The organism is Mesorhizobium sp. (genome assembly GCF_024509055.1).
GTDB lineage: Bacteria > Pseudomonadota > Alphaproteobacteria > Rhizobiales > Rhizobiaceae > Mesorhizobium.
In genome coordinates this window covers 20,261-32,148 of record NZ_JANINM010000096.1, presented here as the reverse complement: position 1 = coordinate 32,148, position 11,888 = coordinate 20,261, and the positions used below count along the sequence as shown (strand labels likewise).

Below are 11,888 nucleotides of genomic sequence, written 5' to 3'. Positions count from 1 at the left end.
CCCACGGCTGCCGGGACTGCCTCTTTGGAAATCAGGGTGCCCAGAACACCTCTACCGGGATCGGCGATGCTTCGAGCACCTTGCGGATGGGCTTTTTCTCGCCCGGTCCCATTGCGCCGTCGAAGGCTGCGCGCTTGTCATCGCCTTCGATCTGCAGCGCGATGAAGCCGGCCGCTATGATGCGCGCCATAGAAAGCGTGAGCCGCGGCTCGCCAGCGCTTTGCGCATGCACCGGCAGCACGATCCGCTGTGAGGACGGATCGAGCAGTTCCGGGAGATTGCCGGCGTCGGGAAAGAATGACGCGGTGTGGCCGTCGCCACCCATCCCGAGCAGGACTGCGTCGAGTGGCCAGGCCAGGGATTTCAACGCCTCGCTGTCCGCCGCCGCCGCATCCTCGATGCTTGCCGCTTCATGGTAGAGCGGCACGAAGCGCGCTGCCGCCGCTTTGTTCTGGAGCAGGTTGGCGGCCACGAGCCCAGCGTTGGAGCGCGGCGACGATGGCGGCACGAAGCGCTCGTCGACCAGTGTCACCGTGACCTTGTCCCAGGCGATGGGCGTGGCGGACAGCGCGGCGAAGAATTTCGCCGGAGTCGTGCCGCCTGATACTGCGAGCACCGCGCTGCCACGTTTTGCGACGGCATCGGTCAGCCTCGAGGCGACCTGGCCGGCAAGTGCCGCCGCCAGCTCCTGGCGATCGGCAAAGCCGTTCCAACGGTAGTTGGGCGCGTTCAATTGCTCTCGTGCCATGTCCGTCCGTCACGTTCGATGAGCGCAATCGAGGCCGATGGCCCCCAGGTGCCGGCCGTATAGCCCTGTGCTTCCTGCCGGGCGCTTTCCCAGGCGTTCTGGATCGGGTCGATCCACTTCCATGCCGCCTCGACCTCGTCGCGGCGCATGAACAGCGTCTGGTTGCCGCGCACGACATCCATGATCAGCCGCTCATAGGCATCCGGCGCGCGCCCGTCGAACGACTGCGCGAAGCTCATGTCGAGCGAGATCTGGCGCAGGCGCATGCCGCCCGGACCCGGATCCTTGATCATGATGAACTGCTTGACGCCTTCGTCCGGCTGCAGGCGGATCACCAGCTGGTTGGCGAAGATCGGCCCGGCGCTGTCGCCGAAGATCGAATAGGGGATCGGCTTGAACTCGATGACGATCTCTGAAACGCGGGTCGCCAGCCGCTTGCCGGTCCTGAGGTAGAAGGGAACGCCGGCCCAGCGCCAGTTGCCTATCTCGGCCTTGATGGCGACGAAGGTCTCGGTGTTGCTGTCCTTGCCGAGTTCCTCGACATAGCCCTTGACCGGCCCGCCGGCGGAGGCGCCGGCACGATACTGGCCGCGCACGGTGTGCTTGGGCGCCTCGTTGCCGTTGATGCGCTTCAGCGCCCGCAGCACCTTCAGCTTCTCGTCGCGCACCGCGTCGGCATCCATCGACGACGGCGTTTCCATGGCGACCAGGCAAAGCAGCTGCAGGATGTGGTTCTGCACCATGTCGCGCAACGCGCCTGCCTTGTCATAGTAGGTGACGCGGTCCTCGAGACCCACGGTCTCGGCGACCGTGATCTGCACATGGTCGATCTGGGCGGAGTTCCAAAGCGGCTCGTAGAGCGCGTTGGCAAAGCGCAGCGCCATCAGATTCTGCACCGTTTCCTTGCCGAGATAGTGATCGATGCGGAAGATCTGGCTTTCATGGAAATCGTCGCCGACGGCGTCGTTCAGCGCGCGCGCCGAGGCAAGGTCGCGGCCGATCGGCTTCTCCAGCACGATGCGCGAGTTCGGCGTGATCAGCTTGTGTTCCTTGAGCTGGTGCGAGATGTCGCCGAACAACGCCGGCGCCACCGCCAGGTAGAAGGCGCGGATGCGGTCGCTGTCGCCGATCGCCTTCTTCAACTTGTCGAAACCGGTGCCAGTGGTCGCGTCCGCCGGGACATACGACAGCCTGGCCAGGAAGGTTTCCAGTTCTTTAGCGTCGACGTCCGCTGCCTTCACATGGTCCGAAATCGCTTGCTTGGCGAAGGCCCGGAACTCCGCGTCGGTCATTTTCGCGCGCGACGTGCCGATGATGCGCGTCGGTTCGGAAAATTGGTGGTCGCGCTGGCGATAGTAGAGCGAAGGCAGCAGCTTGCGTTCCGACAGGTCGCCGGTGCCGCCGAAGATGATGAAGTCGAAAGGATCGACAGGGATGATCTGGCTGGTCATGGTCAGTCCGATTTGAGGCCGGGCGCCGGTAGCGCGAGTGGTATATTCTAATCGATTTAAATTTTCCAGTGCCATGGTGTCACAGCAAGAGCCAATCGCTGCATATCGGTTGGCGTCCCCTGTGCCCTTGACACCGGCGCTGCACGGAGGCTTGTCGGCGGGGCGACGGCTTCCGGCAGCGTTCGCGGCTGCAACATAGAACGTGAATGTGACGAAAGCTAAGGGAGAATGGCGGCGCGGTCGTTCTCCTGAAATTCTGGGATGGGTTCAATGGCGGGCAAAAGCATGCGTCTGGAAAATAAGGTCGCCATCATAACCGGCGCGGCGTCGGGCTTCGGCGAGGGCATGGCCAAGCGCTTTGCCGAGGAGGGCGCGCGCGTGGTGGTTGCCGACCTCAACGCCAAGGGGGCCGAGCGCGTGGCGCAAGAGATCGGCGACAACGCGATCTGGACGCAGACGGATGTCTCGCTGCGCTCCGAGTTCGACGAGATGATCTACGCCGCCAAGAGCGCCTTCGGCCGCATCGACATCATGGTCAACAATGCCGGCTATACCCACCGCAACGGCGACATGCTTGGCGTCGACGAGGAGACCTTCGACCTGATCACCGCCGTCAACATGAAGGCGATCTATCACGCAGCACTTGCCGTCGTGCCGATCATGGACCGTCAGGGTGGCGGCGTCATCCTGACCACGGCCTCGACGGCGGGCCTCCGTCCGAGGCCCGGCCTGACATGGTACAATGCCTCCAAGGGCTGGGCCATCACAGCGACGAAGTCGATGGCGGTGGAACTTGCCCCGAAGAACATCCGGGTCAACTGCCTGTGCCCGGTCGCCGGTGAAACCGGCATGCTGGAAAAATTCATGGGCGCGGACACGCCGGAGATCCGCGAGAAGTTCCGCGCGTCCATCCCGCTCGGCCGGCTCTCGACACCGCTCGACATCGCCAACGCTGCGCTTTGGCTGGCCTCGGACGAAGCCGCCTTCATCACCGGCGTGGCGCTGGAGGTCGACGGCGGGCGCTGCGTGTAGGCAATTCCCGGGAGAAGTGTGGAACGGTTCCCGTCCTGAATTGCCTGGTAACAAGCCGGTAAACTGTTCGCCAAGGCACACAGCCGACATGCGGTTCCGGTTTGACTCGACGATCCGCCGGAGGGCATAACGGATCGGGTCGGGTATAGCGGCTGATGAAGGCTGGTCTGCGGGAAATTCGCAAGAATTTGGCGTGGCGGTTGCGGCTCTACCGGGCCGGGCGCGCGAGGGCGCGAAGCGGCGCGGTTTTCATAGGTGTCACCGGAAGCTCCGGAAAGTCGACGGCGGCCGGCCTGCTCGGGCACATCCTGGCCGGACAGAGTGCCGTCCACACGCAGATACTTGCCAATGCGATGACCGCGTTGGTCAACACGCTTTACAAGCGGGTGCCGCGGGCCGGCCCTCTCGACTATGTGGTCTTCGAAGCCGGGGCCTTCGGCGTCGGTACCATCAGGCCGATGGCGGAAATGCTGAAGCCGCACGTGGCCGTCGTCACGATGGTCCGGCTGGAGCATCTTTCCAGTTTCAGGACCCTGGAAAACGTCGCTCAGGAAAAACGTGCACTGGTCGAGGCCCTGGAACCGGGCGGCCTCGCCGTGCTCAATGCCGACGATCCCAACGTGCTTGCCATGGCATCGGGCCAGCATCGCTTCGTGACGTTCGGCGAGTCGGAAGCAGCCGACTATCGCGTCACCGATATCAGCGCTGCCTATCCCCGCAGGCTCAGCTTCACGCTGCTCTGGCGCGCCGCGGCACTGGACCTGCAAACGTCATTCCCTGGCGCGCATTTCTGGCTACCTGTGGCCGCGGCGGCGGCCACCGCGCTGGAACTTGGAGTGCTGCCCCAGACGGTGGCGGATAGGGTCGCGACATTCGAACCACTGGCCAACCGTTGCCAGGTAATCACCACCGACGGCGGCCCACACTTCATCGTGGATTGCGCCAAGGCGCCCGGGCATTCGGTGGGCCTTGCCTTCGAGATGTTGGCAAGCTCGACTTTCGACAGCAAGCGGATCGTCCTTGGCCAGTTGTCGGACTTTACCGGCTCGAACATAAGATATGCCAGGGCATATGAGAGCGCACGGGAGATCGCGGGCCAAGTGATCTATGTCGGCGAGCATGCGCATCGATCGAAGGCCAGTCAGGACGATCGAGACATCGGCAGGTTCGTCGAATTGCGCACGCCCAAAGAGGTCTCGGATCACATCAAACGCACGGCGGCGCCCGGCGAACTGGTCCTGCTCAAGAGTTCCTCCAATCTTCACCTGGAGCGTATCGCGCTTGCCTGGTCCCGCGACGTCAAATGCTGGATTCCGGCCTGCGGCAAGAAGGAAGGCTGCCTGACCTGCGGCCTCTACGAAGTGCCGTTCGATGAACATCGGGACTTCGTCAGGAAGCGCAAGTTCCATCGCCGCCTGCAGCGCCTTCGCCGGGCGTTCGGCGGCTGACGCAGCCGCGCGGCGATCCGGATCAGGCGCCGGTTTTGACGTAGCTCTTGTAGACCCAGCCGTGCTTGCCGTTGTAGACGATCTCGCACCACTGCTTGCAATTCATCACCTGCACCGGCGCCTTGGCGGGCACGGTCAGGATCGCGGCAGCGCCCTTCTTTGGGCCTGCCCGCATCGTCACCGGCCGAAGGATGTGCCCATTCGCGCCGGCGCTGGCTTGCCTAGGCTTGGCTGCGTTGTCGCCGGTTGCCGCCGTATCGGCATCGGGAGCCTGCGGCTTGACTTCCGGGATGGCCGCGGTCTCGGCGTCCGCATTGTTCCCGGCCGCCGATTGGTCGTCCGTCGGCGCGGGCGCCGCGACTTCCGACAGCGCCGTCGAGGCGTCGTTCTCGGCAGGGGCTTCGGCGTAGGCCGCCACCGCTTCCTTTTGCGCGGCCGGCGGGCTGGCCGCGGGCTGGTTGGAAGCCGACTCGGTGGAAGCCGCCTGGTTGGCTGGCGCCGGTGATGCCGCCGCCTCGGCCGGAGCAGGTGTTGTTCCGCTTCCGGCAGGGTTCCAGCGGGGGCTGCTGGAGGCCAGCGCGGGAATAGCGGCCTCGCGGACCGCGGTGGCCGGCGAAACCGCGTCGGCCTTGCGAGCGGCCTGCGGCGCTGCCGCAACCGTCACGACGGCGTTTGCCGCGGCCGGCGCGATCTTCGTCGTCTTGACCGGAACGGCGGGCACGGTCTGCCCTGTGCTGGCGACGGTCTGCCGGCCGTTGCCGGGCAAGGCCAGCCAAAGCGCTACCGCCGCGACGCCAAGCAGCGCCACGGTGCCGACAGCTGCGATCACCAAATGCGAATTCGATTGGACATTCTGCCAGAAGGATGGCCGTACATCATAGCCGAACTGCATTGCGAAGCGCCGTCGTTCCGGCGCGCCGAAACTGAAGGGCTCACTCACTCAAACCACCTCCAAGTAGCAGGCCGACGTTCTTTCGATCACTGCCGTAACAGCCGGCTTTCGATCGGCATCGGTCCCGAATTGCGGCGGGCAGGCCCGCGCAAATCCCCGTATCTATCGCCCAGAACTTGCACCTATCGCTGCCGATTATGGCATCAGTGCGAAATTCTGCGCCTTTGTTAAGGATTCTGCAACTTGCCGCAGCGGCATGTCGCTTGCCGAATCAAAGGCTTCGGACCGATGCCCGCTCAGATACGGTCGCGCAGCGCATACCAGCTGAGTGCCAGGAATAGCAGCGGCGCGCGGAAGCGCCGGCCACCAGGAAAGGCTGGAATCTTCAAATCCTCGATCAGCTTCAGCCGGTCGCGATTGCCGCAAACCGTCTCGGCGTAGAGCTTGCCGAAGAAGTTGGACAACATGACGCCATGCCCGGAATAGCCACCGACGGAGATCACGTTCGGCATGACTTCACGCACGAAGGGTTTTCTCGGCACCGTGATGCCGACATAGCCGCCCCAGCCATGCGTGATCTCGACATCCTTGAGCGCCGGATAGAGCTCGGCGATTTGCCGGCGGATATGGATGTGGATATCTTTCGGATCGTTGACGGCGTAGACCTCGCGGCCGCCGAACAAAAGCCGGCCGTCCTTCGACTTGCGGAAATAGCGCACGACGAAGCGGGAATCGTCCACCGATTCGCCGCCGGGCAGCACTTTCGAATCCGCCCCCAGCGGCACGGTCGCGCCGATGAAGGAGCCGATCGGCATGATATGTGCCGCGCTTACCGGCTCGAGATTGCCGCCATAGGCGTTGACCGCGATCAGGCATTTGTCGGCGGAGATCGTGCCTCTTGCGGTCGTGACCTTCACTTTGCCGCCGGCGGAGGTGATGCCGGTCGACGGCGTCTGCTCGAACAGATGCGCGCCGGCAGTGGCCGCCACCTTGGCCGTGCCGATCACCAGCTTCAAGGGGTGGATATGGCCGGTGCGTTTGTCGCGCGCGCCGCCGAAGTAACGCGTCGAGCCAAGACGTTGCGCCGTTTCCGCCGCGTCCATGAAGCTCACATACGGATAGTCGAAGCGGCTCGCCATGATGTCGGCATGGCGCTTGTAGTCGTCGACGTAACGTTCCTTATGCGCCACCGACAACTGGCCCGGCATGTAGTCGATATCGATGCCGTTGGCGGCGCTGAAGTCGAGCAGATGCGCCTTGGCCTCTTCCGCAAGATCGAACAGCGCCTTGGCGCGCGAGAGGCCATACTCGGCCTCCAGTTCCTCGGCCCAGGCACGCTGGCCGGTGCCGAGCTGCCCGCCATTGCGGCCCGAAGCGCCGTCGCCGAAACGATAGGCTTCGATGAGCACGACATTCGAGCCGGCCTTGGCAAGATGAGCCGCTGCCGACAGGCCGGTAAAGCCGCCGCCGATAATGACGACATCGCATTGGCGGTCGCCATCGAGGGCAGGATACTCGGGCCGAGGCCCGGCCGTATCCTCATACCACGAGCGCCCGGGGGAAATCGGGGATTGATAGTTCATGATCGGTCAGACGTTGAGAAGCAGATATTCCCGCTCCCACGGGCTGATCACTTCCATGAAGGTCTCGAACTCGGCGCGCTTGATAGCCGCATAGGTCGCCGCGAAGGATTTTCCCAGGAGAGCGCCGAGTTCCGTGTCGCTTTCGAACAGGTCGACTGCCTCCAGCAGGTTGCGCGGTAGATCGATCTCGTCTTCGTTGGCTGTCGTCAGCACCGGCGCTGACGCCTTCTCCTTCTTCGTGATGCCAATCAGGCCGCAGGCCAGCGAAGCGGCGAGCGCAAGGTAGGGATTGGCGTCGGAAGACGGAATGCGGTTCTCGACGCGGCGCGCCGCCGGGTCGGAGCGCGGCACGCGGAAGGCGGTCGTGCGGTTGTCGTAGCCCCACTGGGTGTTGACCGGCGCCGAAGCGGCCTGGGTCAGCCGACGATAGGAATTGACGTAGGGCGCAAACATCACCAGCGCGTTGGGCACGTGCTTCTGCATGCCGCCGATGAAATGGAAGAAGTCGTCTGTCTCCGAGCCGTCCTCGGCCGAGAAGATGTTCTTGCCGGTCTTCTTGTCGACCACCGACTGATGGATATGCATGGCCGAACCCGGCTGTCCCTGGATAGGCTTGGCCATGAAGGTGGCGTAGATCTCATGCTTCAGCGCCGCCTCGCGGATGGTGCGCTTGAACATGAAGACCTGGTCGGCGAGCTCGATCGGGTTGCCATGGCGCAGGTTGATCTCGAGCTGGCCGGCGCCCTCTTCATGGATCAGCGTGTCGATCTCCAGGCCCTGCCGCTCCGAGAAATGGTAGATGTCGTCGATCAGCTCGTCGAACTCGTTGACGCCGGCGATCGAGTAGCCGGCGCCGCCGCCGATAGGCCGTCCCGAGCGGCCGACAGGCGGCGTCAGCGGATAGTCCGGATCGGGGTTCTTTCGTACCAGGTAGAATTCGATCTCGGGCGCCACCACGGGCTTGAGGCCGCGCTCGTCGTAGGCGGCAAGCACGCGCTTCAGCACGTTGCGCGGCGTGAATTCCACCGAACGGCCGTCCTGATGCACGAGGTCGCAGATCACAGCGGCGGTGGGGTCTTCTTCCCAGGGCACGACGGTGAGCGTCGAAAGGTCGGGCAAAAGCTTCAGGTCGCCGTCATCCTCCGGATAGTGGAAGCCGTTGCCGTCTTCCGGGTAGCCGCCGGAGATCGTCGTCATGAACACCGCCGAAGGCAGCGCCAGCGAGGTGTTGGAGGTGAATTTCTTCGACGGCATCATCTTGCCGCGGGCGACGCCGGCCTGGTCCGGCGTGATGCATTCGATGTCCTCGATGCCGCGCCATTCGAGCCAGGCGCTGGCTTCCTTCCAGTTCTTCACACCACGTTCGTTTTTCAGGAAAGCGGGCGTGCGGGCGCGTCCCCCCCGGCTTGACGGACGGACTTCCTTTTTTTCAGGCGGCATCATTCACCAGATTGTGTTGCGGATTTCAAATTATAGCCGGGCCTCGTGGGGGAAGGGAAGGGGAGGCGTCCCGCTCGTCACAGGCGCGGGACCGCCAGCCGGAGACTTGGTCCCGTCGCTGCGGCTGGCGATCGCGCCCGACAAGGTCTAGATGAACTATCCGAGAGGCGAGTCTCTGTCCATGTCCGATTCACGTCTGACGACCATAGGCTTCGATGCCGACGACACGCTGTGGCAGAACGAGCAGTTCTTCCGCATGACCGAGAAGCGCCTGACCGCTCTGCTGGCGGACCACGGCGATCACGAACACGTCGCTGCAAGGCTGCTCGCGGCCGAGAAGCGCAATCTTGCCCTTTACGGCTTCGGCATCAAAGGCTTCACCTTGTCGATGATCGAGACGGCGGTCGAGGTCACTAATGGCGAGGTTCCAGGTTCGGTCATCGGCGAAATCCTCGCCGCCGGCCGTGAGATGCTCAGCCATCCGATCGAGCCGCTGCCATATGCGCGTGAAACGGTCGAGACGCTCGCTGGCTCCTTCCGTCTGGTCTTGATCACCAAGGGCGATCTTTTCGACCAGGAACGCAAGCTGGCGCAGTCAGGGCTCGGCGATCTTTTCGACGCCGTCGAGATTGTCAGCGACAAGAGCGCGGCCACCTATGCCCGTATCTTCGGCCGCCATGGCGACGGGCCGCAAAACAGCATGATGGTCGGCAACTCGCTCAAATCGGACGTGGTTCCGGCCATCGAGGCCGGCGGTTGGGGCGTCCATGTGCCGCACGAGCTGACCTGGGCGGTCGAGCATGCCGAGGCGCCGGTTACCGCGCCGCGGTTTCGTCGGATCGCCGACCTTGGACAACTGCCTGCGTTGATCGAGACCATAGCGAAGGCTGGCTAATCGCCTGATCTCGGGCAGGAACGTCGGCGATCCCGCTTAGTGCTGAACTGTCAGCGGCCAATCAGCCTATCGATCACCGGTTGCAGCCGTTCGGGCGTGATCGGCTTGGCGACCACGGCGTCGATCACGCTCGAGAGGCCGAAGCTTTCCGGCGTGCCGGTCCTGGACGAGAGCAGGATCACCGAGGGCAGTGCTTTGCCCGACGCGCGCCGCAACGCGTCGATGCCGGAGACCAGCCCGTCGCAATCCTTGTTGTCGGCTCCGCCGTCCAGGATGACAGCGCAGGGCACATGGCCGCTCAGTGCCTTCCCGGCGGTGTCGGGCGATTCAGATATTGGCTTCAGTCCCGATTTCTCGACGATCTTCGAGACGACGACCCGGTTGATCGAGGATTTTCCGACGACAAGCACTTTGGAAAAGTCGGTCGGCAACCCGCCGGCACGGTCTGCCGGTTTCAATGGTTTTGCAGGGTCGTCGGGATTGGCGGGACACATGGGGCTGGGCGGGCCTCTGGTTCAATGCAGGGTTGAAACCTGAGGCGCAATTGGCGTGAGATCGCCCACCGTGTCAAGCTGAAACGATAGAACGCGAAAATATAACAAGAACTGCTAAAATTCAGCGCAAGTTCTGACTACCGCAATGAACGAAATTCGAAAAGAGACGACTGTCTCCCGAACGTATAACGCACGGGAGACACTCGCCAGCGATTGTTGACGTTACGTCAGCTATGGCTCTGATGTGTAACGATGACCGGGATCAAAAGATCACCCCAGTTGCCGTCGCCGCCATGGTGCCTGGCCGAACGCACCAGTTCCACCGAGACGCCCGCCTCGACTGCCTTCATGACCGACTGGTTAAGCCTGTGCAGGTCGTTGGCAAGCATGCGGATCGTTGCCTGCTGGTCGACGCTCATCGCGCTCGACTGTTCTTCGGCGCGTTCCTTGACTCGGCTTATCGATGCCATTGCTGTTCTCCTCGATGTAGATGCCCTGTGGGCGTTTCCTCTGGTTGTTATCCGTTACTCGGCCGCAGGCCTGAATTGGGCGTGCTCGGTCGATTCATGCATGGCGGTGGTCGAAGACTGCCCGCCCGTGATAGCCATCGACACCGCGTCGAAATAGCCGGTGCCGACCTCGCGCTGATGCTTGGTCGCGGTGTAGCCGTTGGCCTCGGCCGCGAACTCGGCTTCTTGCAACTCCGAATAGGCCGCCATCTGCCGGTCCTTGTAGCCGCGCGCCAGTTCGAACATGCCGAAGTTCAGCTGGTGGAAGCCGGCCAGCGTGATGAACTGGAACTTGTAGCCCATGGCGCCGAGTTCCCTCTGGAACTTGGCGATGGTCGCGTCGTCGAGGTTCTTCTTCCAGTTGAAGGACGGCGAACAATTATAGGCGAGCAGCTTGCCCGGATGATGCTTATGCACGCCCTCGGCGAACCTCTTCGCCTGCGCGAGATCGGGCTTCGAGGTTTCGCACCAGATCAGGTCGGCATGCGGCGCGTAGGCGACGGCGCGCGCGATGCAAGGCTCGATGCCGTTCCTGACATTGTAGAAGCCCTCGACCGTGCGGCCGGCGTCGTAGTCTACGAAAGGCCGGTCGCGCTCGTCGATGTCGGAAGTGAGCAGCTTTGCCGCTTCCGCGTCGGTGCGCGCCACCACCAGGGTCGGCGTGCCCATGACGTCGGCCGCCAGGCGCGCCGCGTTGAGGTTGCGGATATGCGCGGCCGTCGGGATCAGCACCTTGCCGCCGAGATGGCCGCACTTCTTTTCCGACGCCAGCTGATCCTCGTAATGGACGCCCGCGGCGCCCGCTTCAATGAAGGCCTTCATGATCTCGAAGGCATTGAGCGGTCCGCCGAAACCGGCCTCGGCGTCGGCGACGATCGGTGCGAACCAGGTGTCGACCGACAGGCCCTTGCCTTCGGAAGTCTCGATCTGGTCGGCGCGCTGCAAGGTGCGGTTGATGCGCTTGACCAGCTCCGGCGCGGCATTGGCCGGATAGAGCGACTGGTCAGGATACATGGCGGACGCGGTGTTGGCATCCGCGGCGACCTGCCAGCCCGACAGATAGATCGCCTTCAGCCCGGCCCTCACCTGCTGCATGGCCTGGTTGCCGGACATGGCGCCGAGCGCGTTGACGAAGTCTTCCTCGTGGATGAGCTTCCAAAGCCGGTTCGCGCCCATTTCGGCGAGCGTCTGCCTGATCTGGACCGAGCCACGCAGCCGCTTCACATCCTCCGGCGAATAAGGACGTTCGATGCCATCGAAACGGCCCTCCGGCGCGGATGGGACGAGGTTGTAAAAATCGGTCATTGCTCACTCCAGGTCATTGAAAGCTGGTTCGAGCAGCGCCTTGCTTCAACTGTCATTGCGCTGCAGGTGTGTGACATCGTTTACATTGCAG

At 63.4% G+C, this 11,888-nt stretch carries 11 protein-coding genes; 3 read left to right on the top strand and 8 right to left on the bottom strand.

Annotation, left to right across the window (positions count from 1 at the left end; genetic code table 11):
* Window positions 1-31: 31 nt before the first annotated feature.
* Window positions 32-748, bottom strand: coding sequence for a 6-phosphogluconolactonase (pgl, locus tag Q0L57_RS05765; RefSeq protein WP_296739311.1), 717 nt, complete (start codon window positions 746-748; stop codon window positions 32-34).
* On the bottom strand, window positions 730-2,199 hold the full coding sequence (gene zwf, locus Q0L57_RS05760) for a glucose-6-phosphate dehydrogenase (RefSeq protein WP_296739310.1): 1,470 nt from the start codon (window positions 2,197-2,199) through the stop codon (window positions 730-732). The genes pgl and zwf overlap by 19 nt, the downstream gene beginning before the upstream one ends.
* Window positions 2,200-2,484: 285 nt before the next feature.
* Between zwf and Q0L57_RS05755 the strand changes: the two genes are divergently transcribed.
* Both Q0L57_RS05755 and Q0L57_RS05750 read left to right on the top strand, forming a co-directional pair.
* On the top strand, window positions 2,485-3,231 hold the full coding sequence (locus Q0L57_RS05755) for an SDR family oxidoreductase (RefSeq protein WP_296739373.1): 747 nt from the start codon (window positions 2,485-2,487) through the stop codon (window positions 3,229-3,231).
* A gap of 155 nt (window positions 3,232-3,386) precedes the next feature.
* Complete coding sequence (locus Q0L57_RS05750; RefSeq protein WP_296739307.1) at window positions 3,387-4,679, top strand: Mur ligase family protein; 1,293 nt, start codon at window positions 3,387-3,389, stop codon at window positions 4,677-4,679.
* A gap of 22 nt (window positions 4,680-4,701) precedes the next feature.
* On the opposite strand, the gene Q0L57_RS05745 is transcribed toward Q0L57_RS05750, so the two are convergent.
* The 3 genes from Q0L57_RS05745 to Q0L57_RS05735 form a co-directional block, all read right to left on the bottom strand.
* Window positions 4,702-5,619: an SH3 domain-containing protein gene (locus tag Q0L57_RS05745; RefSeq protein ID WP_296739306.1), complete on the bottom strand. Its 918-nt coding sequence runs from the start codon at window positions 5,617-5,619 to the stop codon at window positions 4,702-4,704.
* Window positions 5,620-5,867: 248 nt separating this feature from the next.
* Complete coding sequence (locus tag Q0L57_RS05740) at window positions 5,868-7,154, bottom strand: FAD-binding oxidoreductase (RefSeq protein ID WP_296739304.1); 1,287 nt, start codon at window positions 7,152-7,154, stop codon at window positions 5,868-5,870.
* Window positions 7,155-7,160: 6 nt separating this feature from the next.
* On the bottom strand, window positions 7,161-8,594 hold the full coding sequence (locus Q0L57_RS05735) for a glutamine synthetase family protein (protein WP_296739371.1): 1,434 nt from the start codon (window positions 8,592-8,594) through the stop codon (window positions 7,161-7,163).
* Between the two features lie 181 nt (window positions 8,595-8,775).
* Between Q0L57_RS05735 and Q0L57_RS05730 the strand changes: the two genes are divergently transcribed.
* A complete protein-coding gene (locus tag Q0L57_RS05730) occupies window positions 8,776-9,489 on the top strand; it encodes an HAD family hydrolase (protein ID WP_296739301.1) in 714 nt (237 codons plus the stop codon).
* Between the two features lie 50 nt (window positions 9,490-9,539).
* On the opposite strand, the gene Q0L57_RS05725 is transcribed toward Q0L57_RS05730, so the two are convergent.
* The 3 genes from Q0L57_RS05725 to aceA form a co-directional block, all read right to left on the bottom strand.
* Window positions 9,540-9,947: a response regulator gene (locus Q0L57_RS05725; RefSeq protein WP_296739299.1), complete on the bottom strand. Its 408-nt coding sequence runs from the start codon at window positions 9,945-9,947 to the stop codon at window positions 9,540-9,542.
* A 263-nt stretch (window positions 9,948-10,210) separates the two neighbouring features.
* Window positions 10,211-10,453, bottom strand: coding sequence for a hypothetical protein (locus Q0L57_RS05720; protein ID WP_127858903.1), 243 nt, complete (start codon window positions 10,451-10,453; stop codon window positions 10,211-10,213).
* Between the two features lie 54 nt (window positions 10,454-10,507).
* Window positions 10,508-11,797: an isocitrate lyase gene (gene aceA, locus Q0L57_RS05715; RefSeq protein WP_296739291.1), complete on the bottom strand. Its 1,290-nt coding sequence runs from the start codon at window positions 11,795-11,797 to the stop codon at window positions 10,508-10,510.
* Window positions 11,798-11,888 lie beyond the last annotated feature (91 nt).